Origin of the sequence: Variovorax sp. YR266 (assembly GCF_900107295.1) — a bacterium.
In the GTDB taxonomy this organism is placed as follows: domain Bacteria; phylum Pseudomonadota; class Gammaproteobacteria; order Burkholderiales; family Burkholderiaceae_C; genus Variovorax.
In genome coordinates this window covers 310,679-328,565 of sequence record NZ_FNPM01000007.1, presented here as the reverse complement: position 1 = coordinate 328,565, position 17,887 = coordinate 310,679, and the positions used below count along the sequence as shown (strand labels likewise).

Annotated in this window: 19 protein-coding genes; 8 read left to right on the top strand and 11 right to left on the bottom strand. The window is 67.3% G+C overall.

The window, feature by feature from the left end; translation table 11 throughout:
• Position 1 precedes the first annotated feature (1 nt).
• Positions 2-1,000: an Hsp33 family molecular chaperone HslO gene (locus tag BLW48_RS20170; RefSeq protein ID WP_093050955.1), complete on the bottom strand. Its 999-nt coding sequence runs from the start codon at positions 998-1,000 to the stop codon at positions 2-4.
• Between the two features lie 37 nt (positions 1,001-1,037).
• A complete protein-coding gene (locus BLW48_RS20165; protein WP_093177120.1) occupies positions 1,038-1,562 on the bottom strand; it encodes a gamma carbonic anhydrase family protein in 525 nt (174 codons plus the stop codon).
• 41 nt (positions 1,563-1,603) lie between these two features.
• On the opposite strand from BLW48_RS20165, the gene BLW48_RS20160 reads away from it, so the two are divergent.
• On the top strand, positions 1,604-2,416 hold the full coding sequence (locus tag BLW48_RS20160) for a ferritin-like domain-containing protein (RefSeq protein WP_093177119.1): 813 nt from the start codon (positions 1,604-1,606) through the stop codon (positions 2,414-2,416).
• Complete coding sequence (locus BLW48_RS20155) at positions 2,413-3,099, top strand: pentapeptide repeat-containing protein (RefSeq protein ID WP_093177117.1); 687 nt, start codon at positions 2,413-2,415, stop codon at positions 3,097-3,099. The genes BLW48_RS20160 and BLW48_RS20155 overlap by 4 nt, the downstream gene beginning before the upstream one ends.
• Positions 3,100-3,101: 2 nt before the next feature.
• Here BLW48_RS20155 and BLW48_RS20150 read toward each other — a convergent pair whose 3' ends face one another.
• From BLW48_RS20150 to BLW48_RS20125, 6 genes are all read right to left on the bottom strand, one after another.
• Positions 3,102-3,581 (bottom strand): MaoC family dehydratase, encoded by a 480-nt coding sequence (locus BLW48_RS20150; RefSeq protein WP_093177116.1) that lies wholly within the window; start codon positions 3,579-3,581, stop codon positions 3,102-3,104.
• Between the two features lie 38 nt (positions 3,582-3,619).
• On the bottom strand, positions 3,620-4,753 hold the full coding sequence (locus BLW48_RS20145; RefSeq protein ID WP_093177114.1) for a thiolase family protein: 1,134 nt from the start codon (positions 4,751-4,753) through the stop codon (positions 3,620-3,622).
• Positions 4,754-4,847: 94 nt separating this feature from the next.
• Positions 4,848-5,423, bottom strand: coding sequence for a TetR/AcrR family transcriptional regulator (locus BLW48_RS20140; RefSeq protein WP_093080027.1), 576 nt, complete (start codon positions 5,421-5,423; stop codon positions 4,848-4,850).
• Between the two features lie 55 nt (positions 5,424-5,478).
• On the bottom strand, positions 5,479-6,471 hold the full coding sequence (locus BLW48_RS20135) for a Bug family tripartite tricarboxylate transporter substrate binding protein (RefSeq protein ID WP_093177113.1): 993 nt from the start codon (positions 6,469-6,471) through the stop codon (positions 5,479-5,481).
• A 50-nt stretch (positions 6,472-6,521) separates the two neighbouring features.
• Positions 6,522-7,430 carry a site-specific tyrosine recombinase XerD gene (gene xerD, locus BLW48_RS20130; RefSeq protein WP_093177112.1) on the bottom strand — a complete coding sequence of 303 codons (909 nt, stop codon included), beginning with the start codon at positions 7,428-7,430 and terminating at the stop codon, positions 6,522-6,524.
• Positions 7,431-7,500: 70 nt separating this feature from the next.
• Positions 7,501-8,475 carry a tripartite tricarboxylate transporter substrate binding protein BugE gene (locus BLW48_RS20125; protein ID WP_093050982.1) on the bottom strand — a complete coding sequence of 325 codons (975 nt, stop codon included), beginning with the start codon at positions 8,473-8,475 and terminating at the stop codon, positions 7,501-7,503.
• 107 nt (positions 8,476-8,582) lie between these two features.
• Here BLW48_RS20125 and BLW48_RS20120 point away from each other — a divergent pair, with 107 nt between their 5' ends.
• Positions 8,583-9,500, top strand: a complete 918-nt coding sequence (locus tag BLW48_RS20120) for an AEC family transporter (RefSeq protein WP_177142369.1) — start codon at positions 8,583-8,585, stop codon at positions 9,498-9,500.
• 584 nt (positions 9,501-10,084) lie between these two features.
• Here BLW48_RS20120 and BLW48_RS20110 read toward each other — a convergent pair.
• On the bottom strand, positions 10,085-10,834 hold the full coding sequence (locus BLW48_RS20110) for a sulfite exporter TauE/SafE family protein (protein ID WP_093177110.1): 750 nt from the start codon (positions 10,832-10,834) through the stop codon (positions 10,085-10,087).
• Between the two features lie 43 nt (positions 10,835-10,877).
• The gene (locus BLW48_RS20105) at positions 10,878-12,140 is read right to left on the bottom strand and encodes an MFS transporter (RefSeq protein ID WP_093050988.1); all 1,263 of its coding nucleotides are present in this window, start codon (positions 12,138-12,140) and stop codon (positions 10,878-10,880) included.
• A gap of 89 nt (positions 12,141-12,229) precedes the next feature.
• Here BLW48_RS20105 and BLW48_RS20100 point away from each other — a divergent pair, with 89 nt between their 5' ends.
• The 4 genes from BLW48_RS20100 (at position 12,230) to BLW48_RS20085 (ending at position 15,454) form a co-directional block, all read left to right on the top strand.
• Positions 12,230-13,111: an AraC family transcriptional regulator gene (locus tag BLW48_RS20100; protein ID WP_093050991.1), complete on the top strand. Its 882-nt coding sequence runs from the start codon at positions 12,230-12,232 to the stop codon at positions 13,109-13,111.
• Positions 13,112-13,198: 87 nt separating this feature from the next.
• Positions 13,199-13,861 carry a phosphatase PAP2 family protein gene (locus tag BLW48_RS20095; protein WP_093177109.1) on the top strand — a complete coding sequence of 221 codons (663 nt, stop codon included), beginning with the start codon at positions 13,199-13,201 and terminating at the stop codon, positions 13,859-13,861.
• 145 nt (positions 13,862-14,006) lie between these two features.
• Positions 14,007-14,249, top strand: a complete 243-nt coding sequence (locus BLW48_RS20090; protein ID WP_093050999.1) for an acyl carrier protein — start codon at positions 14,007-14,009, stop codon at positions 14,247-14,249.
• Entirely contained in the window at positions 14,246-15,454 is a 1,209-nt protein-coding gene (locus BLW48_RS20085; protein ID WP_093177107.1) for a beta-ketoacyl-[acyl-carrier-protein] synthase family protein, read from the top strand. The genes BLW48_RS20090 and BLW48_RS20085 overlap by 4 nt, the downstream gene beginning before the upstream one ends.
• Here the strand turns inward: BLW48_RS20085 and BLW48_RS20080 are convergent.
• Positions 15,451-16,359: a LysR substrate-binding domain-containing protein gene (locus BLW48_RS20080; RefSeq protein ID WP_093177106.1), complete on the bottom strand. Its 909-nt coding sequence runs from the start codon at positions 16,357-16,359 to the stop codon at positions 15,451-15,453. The two genes, BLW48_RS20085 and BLW48_RS20080, sit on opposite strands and share 4 nt — an antisense overlap.
• Positions 16,360-16,483: 124 nt before the next feature.
• On the opposite strand from BLW48_RS20080, the gene BLW48_RS20075 reads away from it, so the two are divergent.
• On the top strand, positions 16,484-17,839 hold the full coding sequence (locus tag BLW48_RS20075; protein WP_093177104.1) for a M20/M25/M40 family metallo-hydrolase: 1,356 nt from the start codon (positions 16,484-16,486) through the stop codon (positions 17,837-17,839).
• Positions 17,840-17,887: the final 48 nt, after the last annotated feature.

Genomic DNA, 17,887 nt, shown 5'->3' with positions numbered 1-17,887 from the left:
ACTACTGAACGACCGGACTACCCGGAATCTGGTCGCCCAGCGGCTTGAACAGCTGCGCCGCATCGACCGCGTCGAAGCGGTACTGCTTGCCGCAGAAGTCACAGCCCACCTCGATGTCGCCGCGCTCGGCGAGGATGCTCTCGGCCTCCTCGACGCCCAGCCCGCGAATCATCTGCGCCACGCGCTCGCGGCCGCAGGTGCACGCGAAGTGCGGGCCCAGCAGGCCGGCCTGCGGCTCGAAGCGCAGCAGCTTTTCTTCCCAGAACAGGCGGCGCAGGATGGTCTCGATGTCGAGCGTCAGCAGCTCGTCGCGCGTCAGGCTAGACGCGAGGATCGAGATGCGGTTGTAGTCCTCGTTGCGGCCGATCTGGTCTTCGTTGGCCTGGTCGTGATCCTTGTCGGAGGTGCCTTCGAGGTTGCCCTCGCCCTTCACAGGCAGGCGCTGGATCAGCAGGCCGGCAGCCACCTTGTCGTCGGCTGCGAGCACCAGCGTGGTGTCGAGCTGCTCGCTCTGCAGCATGTAGTGCTGCAGCACGTCGCTGAGCTTGCCGAGCTTCTCGCCCTCGTCGCCGAAGAGCGGCACCACGCCCTGGTAGGGGGTGGCGCCCGGCAGCTTGTCCTTGGGGTCGAGCGTGATGGCGCAGCGGCCCTTGTTGTTCACGTTGACCATGTCGGGCAGGCGCGCATCGGCCGGCAGGTCGCCGATCACCTTGGCGGTGGCGCGCAGGCTCAGGTCGGGTTTGGCCTCGGCCACCGCGACCTTCACGGGACCGTCGCCGAAGATCTGCAGGATCAGCGCGCCATTGAACTTGATGTTGGCCTGCATCAGCGTGGCGGCAGCCGTCATCTCGCCGAGCAGTTCGGCCACGGGCGGCGGGTAGGCGCCGGTGGCGGTGTTGGAGGCGCGCCGCGCAAGGATCTCCTGCCACGCATCTGTCAGGCGCACGATCATGCCGCGCACCGGCAGGCCATCGAACAGGAATTTGTGCAGCTCGCTCAAAACGTCTTCTTTCTCTGTGTGCCTGCCACCGGGGCGGTCAGGCGATCTTTTTCAGGCCCTTCGCGAAGCGACGGGCGTTCAACACATAGTGCTCGGCGCCCTGTCGCAGCTTGGCGGCCGCCGCGTCGTCGAGGGTGCGCACCACCTTGGCTGGCGAGCCCATGATGAGCGAGTTGTCCGGGAACTCCTTGCCCTCGGTCACGACGCTGCCGGCGCCAACGATCGAATTGCGGCCAATCCTCGCGTTATTCAAGACCACCGCCTGGATGCCGATCAGCGTGTTGTCGCCGATGGTGCAGCCGTGCAGCATCACCTGGTGGCCGATGGTCACGTTGTCGCCAACGATCAGCGGGCAGCCGATGTCGGCGTGCAGCACCGACAGGTCCTGGATGTTGCTGTTGCGCCCGACGGTCAGCAGCTCGGTGTCGCCGCGCAGCACGGCGCCAAACCACACGTTGGCGTTGTCCGCCAGCTTGACGTTGCCCATGACCTCAGCGCTGTCGGCCACCCATGCTCCTTCGCCCATCTGGGGGGCCACGCCGTCGAGTTCGTAGAGCGCCATTGCTTTCAGTCCATGGAAGGTCAAAACCTAGAATTGTAGGGATGCACCCCCGATTGAGCGCGCTCGCCGCGCTACGCCTGACAGACCCCGACGAAAAGGTGGCCGCAACGCGCGCCATATCTTTGTCCGGCGCTACCGATTCCATAGCAACCGACCCGATCCGCACCGCCGGCGACGATGTTGGCGTGCCGGGCCGCCCCGAACGGCCGCTGCGCGTGGCCGCCACCGCCGTGCAAAAGCGCTCGCCCTTCACCACCGAAGGCCGTGCCGCGCTGATCCATTCGATCTGCCACATCGAGTTCAACGCGATCAACCTCGCGCTCGACGCCGTGTGGCGCTACGACGGCATGCCCGAGACCTACTACCGCGACTGGCTGCGCGTGGCCGACGAAGAGGCGCTGCACTTCACCCTGCTGCACACGCACCTGCAGGACATGGGCTGGCGCTACGGCGACTTCCCCGGCCACGACGGCCTGTGGAACATGTGCGAGAAAACGAAGGACGACGTGCTCGCCCGCATGGCGCTGGTGCCGCGCACGCTGGAGGCACGCGGCCTCGACGCCACGCCGCTCATCCAGGGCAAGCTCAAGCGCGTGAACACGCCCGATGCGCTGCGCGCGGTGGAGATCCTCGACATCATCCTGCGCGACGAAGTGGGCCACGTGGCCATCGGCAACCACTGGTACCGCTGGCTGTGCGATGGCGCGGGCCTCGATGCGGAGGCGACCTACCCCGCGCTTGTGGCGCGCTATGACGCACCGCGCCACAAGCCGCCTTTCAACCTCGAGGCACGCAGCCGGGCGGGCTTCAGCCCCGAAGAATTGCGTGCGCTGACCGACTCGCGCCCCGAATGAGCAATGTGATTTCCGACCAGACCTGGTCACGCCCCGACCTGCTGGCCTGCCTGCAAAACCGCAAGGGCGCCGAGCCGCTGCATTTTGAACGCTGCGATTTCGACGAGGCCGACCTGTCCCGCCTCGACCTGCGCGGCGCGCAGTTCACGCTCTGCAACTTCGCCGAAACCTCGTTCGACCGCGCACTGCTGTCGGAAACCCGCTGGGCCGGATGCAGGGCACGCCAGGCCGACTTCGGCCTCGCGGACCTGACGAACGCGCGCTTCCAGGACTGCGACCTGAACAACACGCAGTGGACGCGCACCAAGCTGGCATCGGCGTTCTTCACCGGCGTGAAGCTCACGGGCGCGCACTTCGGTGAAGTCTCAGCGCTGGGCATCGGCTTCAAGGATTCGCTGCTGGTGGATGCGCACCTGCGCGGCATGTCGTTCCGCAAGCAGAAGCTCGAACAACTCGACTTCTCCGAGGCCGACCTGTCGGGCTGCGATTTCCGCGAGGCGGTATTCGAGGGTGGCAGCCTGCGCAACGCACACCTGAAGCTTGCGCGCTTCGAAGGCGCGGACTTGCGCGAGGTCGACTTGGGCGGGCTGCGGCTCGCGAACGCGGCCCAGTTCAAGGGCGCCACCATCTCACACCGGCAGGCCGCCTCGCTGGTCGAGGAACTGGGCCTGCGCGTGGTCTGAACTCAGGCCGATGCTGGCCTGCTGTGCACCACCAGCTTCGGCGTGAAGGCCTGAAGCACTTCGCCGCGCTGGTTGAGCGTCTGGCAGCGCATCGTCACCATCGCGCGGCCAGGCTTGGAGCGCGAGGGCGTGATCTCGACCACCTCGCTCACCACGTGCAGCACGTCGCCGGGGCGCGTCGGCCTGGGCCATTGGAGCTCGCCGCCCGAACCGATGATGCCGTCGGCCAGGGGGATGCCGCTGTCGACCAGCAGCTTCATCGTGAGGGCGGCCGTGTGCCAGCCGCTCGCGGCGAGGCCGCCAAAGAAGGTGGCTTTGGCGGCCTCTTCGTCGGTGTGGAAAGGCTGCGGGTCGAACTGCTGCGCGAAGGCCTTGATCTGCGCCACGTCCAGCACGTGCTCGCCGCTCTGGAAGCGGTCGCCTACCGCCAGGTCTTCCAGGTACAGCTTGCGCTTCGCGCCGGCTTCAGTGCTTGCCGTCATCGGGTCTCCTTGTGGTTTCTGCCCGCATTCTCGGACGCTCAGACCCGCTCGAGAATCGTCGCGATGCCCTGCCCGCCGCCGATGCATTGCGTGGCCAGCGCATAGCGGCCCTTCTCGCGCGCCAACAGCGATGCAGCCTTGCCGGTGATACGCGCACCCGTCGCGCCCAGCGGATGGCCGATCGAAAGCCCACCGCCGTCGAGGTTGATCTTCGCCGGGTCGAGCCCGAGGTCGCGGATGCAAGCCAGCGCTTGCGAGGAGAAGGCCTCGTTGATCTCGATCACATCAAGGTCGGCCGCGCTCAGGCCGGCGCGCGCCAGCGCCTTGCGGGTCGCGGGAATCGGGCCGATGCCCATGATGGCCGGGTCGACGCCCACGGTCGCGAACGACCTGATGCGCGCCAACGCCTGCAGGCCATGCTTCGCCGCGAAGGCATCGCTGGTGACGAGCACCACGGCCGCGCCGTCGGTCAGCGGCGACGAGGTGCCGGCCGTCACGACGCCATCGGGGCGAAATGCGGGCTTGAGGTTCGCCAGTGCCTCGGCCGAAGTCGTGGGCCGGATGCAGCCGTCGGCATCGACGATGTCGCCCGATGCCAGGCGCACGGGCACGATCTCGCCTGCCAGGCGCCCCTGCGCGCGCGCCTCGGCCGCCTTGCGGTGCGACTCGACCGCAAAGGCATCCTGGTCGGCGCGGCTCACGTTCCAGCGCTGCGCCACGTTCTCGGCCGTCTCGCCCATCGAGATGTAGGCGTCGGTGTTCTCCTTCAGCTCGGGGTTCGGCGAGAAGTTGAAGCCGCCCTGCGGCACCATCGTCATCGACTCCACGCCGACGCACAGGAAAGCGTCGCCCATGCCCGCCTCGATCTGCGCGGCGGCGATGTGCACGGCCTGCATCGACGAGCCGCAGAAGCGGTTCACCGTCATGCCGCCCACCTCGTGCGGCAGGCCGGCCAGCAACCCGACGATGCGCGCGAGGTTGTTGCCCTGCGAGGCCTCGGGGTACGCGCAGCCGAGGATGACGTCTTCGAGCAGTGCAGGGTCGAGGTCGGTGCGCTGCAGCAGGCCGCGCACCACGCCGGCGGCGAGCGTGTCGGGCCGCACTTCGGCGAGTGCGCCTTTCTTCGAGAAGTGGAAGGGGGAACGGGCGTAGGCGGAAATGACGGCTTTCATGGGTGTGCTCCAACAGGTTTGTCTACCATCCAATCGGTAGGCTACGAGGTCAAAAAATAGGCACGCCGAAACGTGCCTGCATCAGGCCTGGCGGTCAGCCGGGCAGTGAACTCCTGAGTTGCGCGACGGCTTCGTCGAAGTCGTCCACGCGCCCTGTCATGCGCGCCGACAGCAGCGCGCCTTGGCAGACCGAAAACACATAGGCGGCCAGCGAAGCGACCGACGCGCCCTTTTTCCGCGCCGGCATCAGCGCGCCCAGCACACCGGTGAGCCACGTCACCTGCGTGTTGCGCAACTCCTGCACGGCCTGGCGCAGTTCGTCGTTGATGACGCCCCAGCCGGGCGCCAGCGCACCGGCGGGACACATGCCCGAGCCGGCCCTCAGCGTGTTGCGGTACATGCGGAAATACGATTCGAGCGCGTCCTTCGGCTCGCGCGCCCGGGCGGCGTCCCAGTCCTTGAAGCCCTGCGTGGCCGCGCGGATCACCGCGACACCCAGCGCCTCCTTGGTCGGGAAGTGGTGGTACAGGCTGGCTTTGCGCACGCCGACCGCGTCGGCCACGTCCTGGAAGCTGAAGCCCAGGTAGGAGCGCGTTTCGATGAACCCGCGCGCCACCGCGAGGATCTGCTCGCGGGTGCTGCCGGTGGCAAGGGCTGTGGCGCTGGTCATCCACCTACTATAAGGTAGGGAAATTCACACTGCAAGCCGAGGTGTCATCCAGGCGTCAGTCGGCCTTGATGCCCGCGGCCTTCACGATGCGGCCGTTGCTTTCGAACTCGCTGGCGATCTCTTTCGCGAACGCAGCCGCGGTGCCGCCGGTCGGCACGTTGTCGGTGGCCGTGAGCTTGGCGCGCAGCTCGGGGCTGGCCAGCGCCTTGTTGATCTCGGCGTTGTACTTCGCAACCAGAGCGCTCGGCGTGGCTGCGGGCGCGAACACGCCGAACAGTGAATTGATGTTGGCCGCCTTGTAGCCCAGCTCGTCCAGCGTGGGCACCTGGGGCAGGCTCTCGAGGCGCGCGGGGGCGCCCACCGCCAGCGGACGCAGCTTGCCCGACTGGATGTGCGACGACAGCGTCGGGCTCGCGTTGGTCGACAGGATCTCGAACTGCCCGCCGATCGCATCGTTGAGCTGCTGGCCGCCGCCCTTGTAGGGCACGTGCGTGATGTCGACGCCCGCCGCCGCACGCAGCTGCTCCAGCACGATGTGCCCGAGCGAAGCCGGCCCCGACGTGGCCCAGCGCACCGCACCCGGATGCGCCTTGGCGTCGTCGATCAGCGCGCGGAAATCCTTCGCCTTGCTGGCCGGCGTAGCGATCAGCAGCACCGGCGAATACATCACGCTGGCCACCGGTGCCACGTCTTTCAGCGGGTCGAAGGGCAGCTTGCCCAGGTGCGGGCTCAGCACCAGCGGGCTGATGGCCGAGAAGCCCAGCGTTGCGCCGTCGGGCGCGGCCTTGGCGACGGCGTCCATGCCGATGGCACCGCTCGCGCCGGCGCGGTTGTCCACGATCACCGTGATGCCCATCTGCGCGGCGAGCCGGTCGCCCAGTGCGCGCGCGACCACGTCGCTGACGCCGCCCGCCGGGTAGGCAACGATGAGCCGAACCGTCTTGGGCAGGGCCTGCGCGTGCGCGCCGGAAGCGGCGCACAGCGCGGCGGCAGCAAGAAGGCGGGTCGCCATGCGGTGCGAGGGCTTCGAGGAAGCAAGGAAATTCATGGTGTCTGTCGTTCGTCTGCGAGGGTTGCGTCGCTTCTCATTGTCCGCCTTCATCCACGCGGATGGTGCTGCGCATGCAGCTGCTTCAGGCGCTCGCGCGCCACGTGCGTGTAGATCGTCGTCGTCGAGATGTCGGCATGCCCCAGCAGCAACTGCACCGCGCGCAGGTCGACCCCGTGGTTCAGCAAGTGCGTGGCGAAGGCATGGCGCAGCGTGTGCGGCGACAGCGGCACGTGGATGCCGGCCGCGGTGGCGTGCTTCTTCACGATGATCCAGAACATCACGCGCGTCATGCCCGCACCGCGCGCGGTCACGAACAGGTCGGGCGTCTGCTGCCCATCGAGGATGGCGGGTCGCGACTCCTCCAGGTAGCGCTCGATCCAGCGCCGCGCTTCGCCGCCGAAGGGCACGAGCCGCTCCTTGTTGCCCTTGCCCAGCACGCGCAGCACACCGTCGTTCAGGCTCATGTCGATGGCCTTGAGCGCCACCAGCTCGCTCACGCGCAGGCCGCTCGCATACATCAGCTCCAGCATCGCGCGATCACGCAGGCCGAGCGGCGACTCGACGTCGGGCGCGGCCAGCAGGTCGTCGACCTGCTTTTCCGACAGCGTCTTGATGGCGCGCGGCATCTGCCGCGCGGGCGCGAGCCGGATGCTCGGGTCGGCCACGATGCGGCGCTCGCGCAGCGCCCAGCGGTAGTAGCGCTTGAACACGGTGAGGCGGCGGTTGGCCGAAGTGGCCTTGCCCTTGGTGGACAGGCGCGCGCCCATGTAGGCCTGCAGGTCGGACTCCTTCGCGGCATCGAGCCCGGCGCCGCTGCGCTGCGCGTGCAGCCACTGCGCGAACAGCGCGAGGTCGCGGCGGTAGGCGGCCAGCGTGTTCTTCGACAGCCCGTCTTCGAGCCAGAGGGCGTCGATGAAGTCGTCGATGTCGGGTGTCTGCGTGGCTGCCTCGGTCATGCCTTGCAAGATAACAAAAGAAAAAGCCGCCCGGCATGCGAGCGGCTTTCTTTCGTGCGAAGAAGAGTTATCAGTCGAGCTTCAGGTTCTGCTTCTTCACGACCTGCTTGTAGACCTCGTACTCGGCCTTGATCTGCGCGGCGAACTGCTCGGGCGAGTTGGCCACGATCAGCGAGCCCGTGTCCTCGATGCGCTTGCGGACCGCCGGTTCTTCCACGGCCTTCTTCACGCCAGCGCTGATCTTTTCGACCACTTCCTTCGGCAGGCCCTTGGGGCCGAGGATGCCGTAGTAGGCCATGCGGTTCACCGGCTCCAGGCCCACTTCCTTGAAGGTCGGCACATTGGGCAGCGCGGCCAGGCGCTGCGGCGCCGACACCACGATGGGGATCAGCCGGCCGCTGGTGATGAAGGGCATGGCCGAGGGAATGTTGTCGAACATGATCGGCACCTGGCCGGCCACCACGTCGTTCAGCGCCGGGCCCGCGCCGCGGTAGGGGATGTGCGTGACGAAGGTGTTGGTCAGGCTCTTGTAGAGCTCCATCAGCAGGTGGCCGATGCCGCCCGTGCCCGACGAGGCGTACGAATACTTGCCGGGGTTCTTCTTCAGCTCGGCCACGAACTCGGCGTAGTTCTTGGCCGGAAAGCTCGGGTTGACCGCAATGATGTTCGGCGTGGCCGCGATGTTGATGATCGGCGTGAAGTCGTTGATCGGGTCGTACGGCGTCTTCGGGTTGATGGCCGGGTTGGCCGCCGTGCTCGACACGGTGGCAATGCCGAGCTTGTAGCCGTCGGGAGTGGCACGCGCCGTTTCGGCCGCGCCCACGATGCCGCCGCCACCGGCGCGGTTGATCACCACCACGGGCTGGCCCAGCACCTTGCCCAGCGGATCGGAGATCACGCGCGCCACGATGTCCGTCGTGCCGCCCGGTGCAAAGGGCACGCTCAACTCGACGGGCTTGTTGGGGTACCCCTGCGCAAAGCTCTGACCCGCGATGGCGACCAGTGCGGCGCCTCCCACCAGCGCGCTCCATTGACGACGTTGCATCGAAAACTCCTTGGTATTTGAATGAATGATGTCGAAAAACGAAGCCCGGATGCTAGCGGTTCAGGAGCGCTCTCCATGCTGTGGATTACCCATGGTCAAGCGGGTTTATCCTCGAAGCGGTGAATTACGCTCAGCTGCTTTTCCCCGACTTCTCCCTCATCGCCATCGGCTGGCTCCTGTGCCGCTACACCGCGCTCGACCGCCGCGTGTGGGATCAGGTCGAGAGCCTCGTTTACTACTTTCTTTTTCCCGTACTGCTGTTCCATTCGATCGTGCGCAGCCCGCTCGACTTCGGTGCGACGTCGAGCCTGCTCACGGCGGGCGTCGGCGTCGGTGCCTGCGGCATCGCAATGGCCTATGCCCTGCCCTTCGTTCCGGGCCTGCGCACGCACATCGACCGACGCGACCACGCGGCCAGTGCGCAGGTCGCGTTCCGCTTCAACTCGTTCATTTGCCTGGCGTTGGCGGAGCGGCTGGCCGGGGCCGAGGGCCTGCTGCTGATCGCGGTGCTGATCGGTGTGTGCGTGCCCATCTTCAACATCGCGGCCGTGTGGCCGATGACGCGGCATGCGCAGACCGGGTTCGTGCGGCAACTGGTGCGCAACCCGCTGATCGTCGCGACGGTGGCAGGGCTGCTGGCGAATGTGCTGGGCCTGGCTGTGCCTGCCTGGGCGACGCCTACGTTGACGCGTATCGGGGCTGCGTCGCTGGCGTTGGGGTTGCTGGCCGCGGGGGCTGGGATGAAGTTCTCCACGCTGGGGGCGGGGAAGGTGCTGGCTGTTTCGGTACTGGCGATACGGCATCTGTTCTTGCCGCTGGTCGCATGGGGGTTGGCGCTTTGGTTGCGGCTGGATGCGACGCATGCGGCCGTGTTGATGGCTTTTTCTGCTGTGCCTACGGCTTCCAGTGCTTATGTGCTGGCTGCTCGGATGGGGTACAACGGGCCTTATGTGGCGGGGTTGGTGACGTTGTCTACCTTGCTGGGGGTTGTTAGTTTGCCGTTTGCCTTGGCGCTGCCTCGGTGAAGCCTTGCTGGTTTAGTGCGTTCCGGGGCCGGGTCTCGGCCCGGCGGCCGACTCACTTTCTTTTGCTTCGCCAAAAGAAAGTAAGCAAAGAAAAGGCGACCCTGCTGTCTGCGTCCCTCCGCTTCGCTACGGGCAACCTGCGGTGCTCGACGTAGACGGGGGTCCGCAGAACTCGCTTCGCTCAAACAGCTGCGGCCCTGATCCCGTCTACGTCTGCGCTCCTCGGCGCAGCCAGAAGGGATTGGGGAGCCCAACAGGCCATCGCTGCGCTCGGCCTCTGAACAGCCGACACCAAGCCGAGCGAAGCAAAGGCCCGTTCCGTCTCCCCTCCCCTCTGGCTGCGCCGAGGAGCGCAGCGTTTCGCGGATAAGGGCTCGCCCTTGTCTGAGCGAAGCGAGTTTGGGCGAGACCCCGCGAAACGCGAGCACCGCAGGTTGCCCCTTCGCTACGCGAAGGGGTCGCAGACAGTGGGGTCGCCTTTCTTTTGCCTACTTTTCTTTGGCGAAGCAAAGAAAAGTAGGTCGCCCGCCGGGGCGAGTCCCGGCCCCGGGGAAACAACCCCTCATCACCACTCAAAAAGAACTTCAGCGCCGCAACAAAGCAGGCACTGCAGAAGCCAACAAAGCCACCCCAGAAGCAGTCAACAACCCCAACACCAGCTTCCGAAACGCCACCTCACTGATCCCGATATAAAGCCGAGCCCCCAGCAACACAGGCACAGCAACAGCCAGAGCAACAAGCCCCAGCAGAGGCACCACAGAACGCCCGATGCTCCCGCTGAAAACATGAATGGCAAACGCCACCATCAACATCGACAGATTGAAGTTCTGGATCACAGCCCGCTGCGTATCGCGCTGAAAGCCGCGCAACGTGCACCACAACGTGGGAAGGGTCCCCGAGAACCCGCCGATGCCCGCCATCGCACCACCCATGGCACCCACCACGCCATCAGCCCAACGCCCACCGAACGAAACCTTCGGCAGATGCTGCGACATCAGCATCGCCGGGCACCACAGCACCAGCAGCACGCCAAGACACAGCTTGAAGACGACAAGATCGAGGTGCGGCAGCAGCCAGACACCGAACGGCACCCCGACCAGCCCACCGAGCACAAAGGGCCAGAGAACACTCTTGTCGAAAGACCGCCGCACCGTGACCGCCGCGATCACCTGCCCCGTCAACGCGCCAAAGAGAGCAAGCACCGCCGCGAGTTGCGGCTCCAGTGTCCACGCCCAGACTGACATGGCCACCAGCCCGAACGCAAAGCCCGACAGGCCCTGCACGAAACCCGCCAATACAGCACCGGCGATCACATAGACATACAAGGCTTGCATGCGGCCGATGATATCGACCGCACTTCGATCAAAAAGAAGGGACTCAGGCCGAGGCAGGCACCAGCGCCGTGCGCCGCACACGGCGCACGTTGAACGCGCTGGCGATCAGGACACCCTGCACCAGCGCCAGCCCCACGATCACGCTCGTGTACTGCCCATGGTCCATCAGTCGCCCGAACACCAGCGGCGCCAGGGCCTGTCCGATGTCGAGCCCCGCATACACCACGCCGTAGACGCGCCCGGTCGCATTGGGCGGCGTCGACTTCTTCACCAGCAGGTCGCGCGACGGCCCGGCGACACCCGAGACGAAACCCATGGCCCCGAACAGCACCGGCACCACGACCGGCGGAAAGCTCGCGAACGCCAGCACCAGCGCCAGCGCGGCCGCAATGCCGAAGCCCGCGCCCACGATGCGCTCGCAGCGCGTCGGATCGGAGGCCAGGAAGCCACCCACCACCATCCCCGCGGCGCTCGCCACCATGTAGACCGTGAGGCACACCGCCACCAGCGCCACCGGCACCGCATGCAGGTGTCCCGCGGCCACCGGGGCGAAGGTCTGCACCACGCTGATCACCGCTGCATAGAAGAAGAAGAAACCGAAGCACATCCACACGGCCGGAATGCGCAGGAAGTCGAACTCGCCGCCGACGGGTGCGGGCTCGCCCTGCCCCGTGGCCTTGTGCACGGCGGCCGCGTCGAGCGACAGCACGCTGCGATACGCCCACAGCACCAGCAGCACCACGAGAGCCACCACGCCCGCCGAAGCCAGCGCCACGCGCCACGAGAAGGCGATGGCGATCGGCACCACGAAGGCCGGCGCCAGCGCCCAGCCCAGGCTGCCGGTGATGCCGTGCACGCTGTAGGCATGGCCCAGCCGCGTCGGCGCGACCTTGCGGTTGAACAGTGTGTAGTCCACCGGATGGAACACGCCGTTGCCGATGCCGCCGACCACCGCGCACAACAGCAGCATCCAGTAGCTCTGCGCCGCGGCGTAGCCGAAAGCCGCCAGCCCCAGTGCCCCGAGCCCGACGAACAGCACCGGCCGCGGGCCCAGCTTGTCGACGATGAAGCCCGAGGCCGCCTGCACGATGCACGAGACCACGAAGAACACCGTGAGCACCGCGCCCAGCTCCACATAGCTCACGTTGAACGCGTCCTTCAGCCACGGGAACAGCGGCGCCAGGATGAGCTGGCTGAAATGGCTGACCGCATGGGCCAGGCCGACCAGCCCGATCAGCTTGGCGTCGGTGCGCAAGGTGTTGTTGTGAGGAGGAGAACCAGCGCTCGCGGACGAAGTGGAAGACATGGATTGCTACAAAAAAACGGGGCAGGCATCGATGCTATGCGCCGGGGACGCGGCAGAATGGCGATACAGCGACAACATTTGTCGAAACCATGCCAAGCGCCGCCTCACCCACCTCCAGGAGCGCCGCGCCCGCCAGGCCGCGCGGCGCGCTCCCCGCCCCGATCACCAGCGTTGCCTCTCTCACGCCGCACCTCTACGCCCCCGACGCGGTGCGTCCGCTGCGCGCCAAGGAGCATTTCCTGAGCGCGGACACGCTGGTCGAACTGCACGAGCACCCGTGGCCGCAGCTCACTTTTTCCACACGCGGCGTGATCCGCCTGAGCACGCAGGACGGCAGCTACATCGTGCCGCCCTCGCGCGCGCTCTGGGTGCCGGCCAACATGCCGCACAGCATCACGCTGATCGAAGACGCCGAACTGCGTACCGTCTACCTGCACGCCTGGATCGCGCCCACCTGGGAAAAGTGCGAAGTGCTGGAAATCAGCCCGCTGCTGCGCGCGCTGATGCTGGCTCTCGACACCACGCCCGACGGCCTGCCGCCGACCGATCCGCACGCACCGCAGCGCGAGCGCATGATCGCGCCGCTGCTGGTCGACGAGGTGGAGCGCGCCACGCAGATCCGCATCGATGTGCCGCTACCCACCGACAAGCGCCTGCGCCAGCTGTGCGAGGCGCTGCTGCGCAACCCGGCCGACCGCGCCACGCTGGCCGAGCGCGCCGCCACCATCGGCGCCAGCGAGCGCACGGTGGCGCGCCTGTTCCGCGACCAGCTCGGCATGAGCTGGCAGCAGTGGCGCCAGCAGGCCGTGATGGCACATGCGCTGCCGCTGCTGGCGCGCGGCATGGCCGTGAGCCAGGTGGCGGCCGCCAGCGGCTATGCCACCGACAGCGCGTTCTGTGCGATGTTCAAGGCCGCCACGGGCCGCTCACCCACTTCGTTCCAGCACCGCAAGCGGCCCACCACCCCCTGATGCAGCGGGGCATCGCGGGGGATGCTTCATGGTGCTCTGGCAAGATCGGCGACCGACAACACCATGCACTCACCGATCCCCCTGCACATGGCGCCCGACGCCCGGCCCCCCACGTGGACCGCCGAGATCTGGTTGCGCGTGCGCCGCCATTTCCTGCTGAAAGCGGTCGGCACCACCGTCTTCACTTGGCTGTTCTTCATCGGCTACTTCCACCTGCTGCGCAACCCGGCCTTTCCGGTGGCGGTGATGCCGCTGACGCCGCTGGACCACCTGATTCCGTTTCAGCCCTACACGCTGGGCGCGTACCTCTCGCTCTGGGTGTACGTGGGCATCGCGCCGGGGCTGCAGCTCACGTTCCGCGAACTGGTGGTCTACGGGCTGTGGATCGGCGCGCTGTGCATCACCGGCCTGAGCCTCTTCTACTTCTGGCCGACCCAGATACCCCCTATGGCCATCGACGGCATCGGCTACCCCGGTTTCGCGATGCTGCAGGGCGTGGACGCGGCGGGCAACGCCTGCCCCTCGATGCACGTGGCCGTGGCCATCTTCACCGCCATCCGCGTCGAACACGTGCTGCGCGAGGCGCGCACGCCGGCCCTGTGGCGCGTGCTGAACTGGGCCTGGTTCGCCGCCATCGCCTATTCGACGCTGGCGGTCAAGCAGCACGTGGCACTGGACGTGGCGGCCGGCGCGCTGCTGGGTATGGCCTTCGCACTACCCTCGTTGCGCTGGCGCCCGGGGGCGCGTTAGCGAGGGGATGCCCCTCGGGTCGGAGCGGATATCATCTGCAATCACTGACCACACTCACCACTGGCCGACGAGGAAGGGATCGATTCAATGGCAACCACCACACGGTGGCAATCGATCAACGGCACATGACGACAGGCATTGCACGATGAGTTCGCTGAAGGAATTGCAGGACCTGATCCACGAGAAGTACGGCATCGAACCGTCGAAGCTCGACCCCCACGCCTCGATGCGGGAAACCGGCGGACTCGATTCGCTGGCCCTCGCCGAGTTTCTGTTCGCCATCGAAGACCACTTCGGCATCACCATGCCCGACGAGGACGCGAGCATCGACACCCTGGCCGAACTCGCGCTGCTGGTCGACAAGGTACGAGCCGCGAAAGTCGCGTGAACCACGAGGTCGCAGTCACCGGACTGGGCGTCATGGCGCCGCACGGCGGCGAGCCCGACGCGCTGTTCCAGGCCCTGCTGCAGGGCCGATCGGCCATCCAGCCCATCTTTGCGGATCTGCCCAAGCCGGCCGCCGCAGCCACCGTGGCCTTCGATGAAACCCGCTGGTTCACCAAGCTGCAGCTGGCGGGTGTCGACCGCGTGAGCCAGCTGGCCGTGGCCGCCGCCGACATGGCGATGCGCGACGCGGGCCTGGCCGTTGCCGACGCCGACGCGGAGCGCGTGGGCGTCTTTGCCGGCTGCGGCATGGGTGGCGCCGCAGCGCTCGAAGCGGCCTACCGCGGCAATGGCCGCGTGTCGCCGCTCACCATTCCCGCCTTCATGCCCAACGCGCCGGCCGCCCATGTGGCAATGCGCCAGGGTGTTCAGGGCCCGGTGCTCACCTACTCGGTCGCCTGCGCTTCTTCTTCGGCGGCGATTGCCGAAGCGGCCAAGGCCGTGCAGCGCGGCGAGGTCGACATCGCCATCGCCGGCGGCAGCGAAGCGCTGATCGTGCCGGGCGTGGTCGTGGCCTGGCAGGCCATGCAGACGCTGGCCACCTTCCAGCCCGGCGAAGCTGCGGGCGCGGTACGGCCCTTTGCCGCCGACCGCAGCGGCTTTGCGCTCGGCGAAGGCGCGGCCTTCCTGATCCTCGAATCCGCCGAGCGGGCACGCGCACGCGGCGCCCGCAGCTACGCCACGCTGGCCGGCTGGGGGCTGAGCAGCGACGCCACCCACCTCACCAAGCCCGATGCACCGGGCCAGGCCCGAGCGCTGCGCACCGCCCTGCGCCAGGCCGGCCTGCAGCCGCGCGACGTGGGCTATTGCAACGCCCACGGCACGGCCACGCGCATCGGCGACGTGGTCGAGCGCAATGCGCTGGCCGATGTATGGGGCGACGAGCTCGACACGCTGCGCGTGAGTTCGACCAAGGCACTGCATGGCCACCTGCTGGGCGCGGCGGGCGCGCTCGAAGCGCTCATCACCGTGCTGGCTCTGCACCAGCGGCAACTGCCGCCCAACGCCAACTGCCGCGAGACCGATGCAGACTGCAGGCTGAACCTGGTGACGCAGGACGACGCGGCGGCGCCGTCGCTCGAAGCTGCCATCAGCAACTCGTTCGCCTTCGGCGGCACGAACTCAGTGCTTCTCTTCCGCCGCGCCTAGGCAGGCAAAGTTTCTGGCAGTGCGGCCGCCGCGCACAGCCATGCCACGAAAGCGCTGACCAACGGATCGTCCGTGCGGCTCGGCGCCACGAACACGCTGTAGCCCCGGCTCGACGGCGCCCGATGCGGACATGCCAGCACCAGTTCGCCCGAACGCAACTCGCGCTCGACGAAGTACTCGGGCACCAGCCCCACGCCCAGGTCGGCACGCACCGCTGCAACCAGCGACGAGAACAGGTCGAAGCGGTGCCCCGTCACCAGGTTTTCGGGCCGCTGCGCATGTGCCGTCTGCCCAAACCACTCTTCCCAGGCGCCCACACGCGTGCGCAGTTGCAGCAGCGACGCTGCGCGGAAATCGCCCCGCGCCATGGCCGCTCGCCCCTTTGCCTGTGGCGAGCACACCACCACGCAGGACTCGCCCATCAACGGCAGCGCATTCGCGCCGGGCCACACCGCATCGTCGTACTGCACGCCCACGTCGAAGGACATGTCTTCCATGTAGAGGTGCGTCGGGAACACCTGAAGGTGCAGGCTGCAGCCCGGGTGCCGCGCGATGAATTCCGGCAGCCGCGGCGTCAGCCAGCCCTCGGCCAGCACCGGCACCGCACCCACCAGCAGGCGCAGGCCGTCGGTGCGCTGTGCCATGGCTTCGAGCGTGTGGTTCTGCAGCCGCAGCAGGTCGCCTGAAATCTGCCCGTGGTAGCGCCGCCCGGCTTCGGTGAGCTCGGTGCCGCGCGCCGTGCGCTGCACCAGCCGCACGCCGATCTGGGTTTCCAGCAGCCGCAGCTGCTGGCTCACCGCGCTGTGAGTGAGGCACAGCTCCTCCGCGGCCTTGCCCACGCCATGGTGGCGGGCCACCGCGTCGAAGATCAGCAGCGCTCGGGTGCTGGGGATGTGGCGGCGCATGGCGGGCATTGTTAGAAAAACTGACGACGCCGAAGATTAAACCAGAGCGCACGGCTAACACAGCCGTAAGAATCGCTGAAGACGCCGCGTCGGCGTTGCTCGCCTACAAGGACATCCCCGCACCATGCCCCGCCTCGTGTCGCTTCGCCTCGCCCCGCTCGTTATTGCCCTGGCCTCCGCAGCCGCCGGCCTCGTGCACGCCCAGAGCGGCAGCGTCGCGGCCACGCCCACGCAGGTGCGGCCCGATGTGGATAAGGCCTACACACAGCTGATGGCCTCCCCCGCTATCCAGAAGCTGCTCGACGCGGTCAAGGCCGACCACGATCGCTCGGTCGAAGACCTGAAGATGCTGACCGAGATCGAGGCGCCCCCCTTCAAGGAACAGAAGCGCGCCGAAGCCTTTCTCGCCCGCATGAAGGCCCTGGGCCTGACGGACGCGAAGATCGACGCCGAAGGCAACGTCGTCGGCCTGCGCAAGGGCACGGGCAACGGCCCGAAGCTGCTGATCTCCGCCCACCTCGACACCGTGTTCCCCGCCGGCACCGACGTGAAGGTGAAGGAGCGCGACGGCAAGCTCTATGCGCCCGGCATCTCCGACGACACGCGCGGCCTGTCGGTGCTGCTGTCGTGGCTCAAGGTGCTGAACGACAACAAGATCCAGACGGTGGGCGATCTGCTGTTCGTGGGCAACGTGGGCGAAGAGGAACTCGGCAACCTGCGCGGCATCAAGGCCATCTTCCGCGACAACCTCGACATCGACGGCATGGTCGGCCTGGAGCCTGCGCCGGACGGCTCGGTGCTGATGCTGGGCACGGGCAGCCACCGCTACGAAGTGACCTTCAAGGGCCCGGGCGGCCACAGCTACGGTGCCTTCGGCCAGGTGCCCAGCGCCATCCACGGCATGGGCCGTGCCATCGCCAAGATCGCCGATATCCGCACGCCGAGCTTCCCGAAGACCACCTTCACCGTCGGCACCGTGGGCGGTGGCACCTCGGTCAACACCATCGCGCCGGATGCCCGCATGGCGGTCGACATCCGCTCCGACGAAATGGCGCCGCTGCTCGAAACCGAAAAGAAGATCCTGGCCGCCATCGACGAAGCAGTGGTCGAAGAAAACAAGCGCTGGAACGTGAGCACGCTGAGCGTGAGCACCAAGCTCATCGGCGATCGCCCGGGTGGCCGCACGCAATCAGACACCGTCATCGTCGAAGCCGCCACGCGCGCGAACAGCGCCTTCGGCCACAAGACGCTGCTGACGGGCGCGAGCACCGACGCCAATGTGCCGATGTCGCTGGGCATCCCGGCGATCATCATCGGCGGCGGCGGCAAGACCGGCGGCTTCCATGCGCTGTCCGAGTGGATCGACGTGACCGACGGCTGGAAGGGTGCGCAGAACTCGCTGGTGACGGTGCTCGGCCTGGTCGGCGTGCAAGGCACCAGCGCGCCGTTGCTCGAGAAGCGACCGCCCCGCGCGAAGTAAGCAGGCAAGCGGGCGTGCACCGAGGGGGTGCGCCCATGGAAGTCTCCG

Bases quoted from the DNA above. Each gene is read 5' to 3' on its own strand.
- BLW48_RS20165 (WP_093177120.1), bottom strand. From the start codon at position 1,562: ATGGCGCTCTACGAACTCGACGGCGTGGCCCCCCAGATGGGCGAAGGA.
- BLW48_RS20160 (WP_093177119.1), top strand. From the start codon at position 1,604: ATGCACCCCCGATTGAGCGCGCTCGCCGCGCTACGCCTGACAGACCCC.
- BLW48_RS20155 (WP_093177117.1), top strand. From the start codon at position 2,413: ATGAGCAATGTGATTTCCGACCAGACCTGGTCACGCCCCGACCTGCTG.
- BLW48_RS20150 (WP_093177116.1), bottom strand. From the start codon at position 3,581: ATGACGGCAAGCACTGAAGCCGGCGCGAAGCGCAAGCTGTACCTGGAA.
- BLW48_RS20145 (WP_093177114.1), bottom strand. From the start codon at position 4,753: ATGAAAGCCGTCATTTCCGCCTACGCCCGTTCCCCCTTCCACTTCTCG.
- BLW48_RS20140 (WP_093080027.1), bottom strand. From the start codon at position 5,423: ATGACCAGCGCCACAGCCCTTGCCACCGGCAGCACCCGCGAGCAGATC.
- BLW48_RS20135 (WP_093177113.1), bottom strand. From the start codon at position 6,471: ATGAATTTCCTTGCTTCCTCGAAGCCCTCGCACCGCATGGCGACCCGC.
- xerD (WP_093177112.1), bottom strand. From the start codon at position 7,430: ATGACCGAGGCAGCCACGCAGACACCCGACATCGACGACTTCATCGAC.
- BLW48_RS20125 (WP_093050982.1), bottom strand. From the start codon at position 8,475: ATGCAACGTCGTCAATGGAGCGCGCTGGTGGGAGGCGCCGCACTGGTC.
- BLW48_RS20110 (WP_093177110.1), bottom strand. From the start codon at position 10,834: ATGCAAGCCTTGTATGTCTATGTGATCGCCGGTGCTGTATTGGCGGGT.
- BLW48_RS20105 (WP_093050988.1), bottom strand. From the start codon at position 12,140: ATGTCTTCCACTTCGTCCGCGAGCGCTGGTTCTCCTCCTCACAACAAC.
- BLW48_RS20100 (WP_093050991.1), top strand. From the start codon at position 12,230: ATGCCAAGCGCCGCCTCACCCACCTCCAGGAGCGCCGCGCCCGCCAGG.
- BLW48_RS20095 (WP_093177109.1), top strand. From the start codon at position 13,199: ATGGCGCCCGACGCCCGGCCCCCCACGTGGACCGCCGAGATCTGGTTG.
- BLW48_RS20090 (WP_093050999.1), top strand. From the start codon at position 14,007: ATGAGTTCGCTGAAGGAATTGCAGGACCTGATCCACGAGAAGTACGGC.
- BLW48_RS20080 (WP_093177106.1), bottom strand. From the start codon at position 16,359: ATGCGCCGCCACATCCCCAGCACCCGAGCGCTGCTGATCTTCGACGCG.
- BLW48_RS20075 (WP_093177104.1), top strand. From the start codon at position 16,484: ATGCCCCGCCTCGTGTCGCTTCGCCTCGCCCCGCTCGTTATTGCCCTG.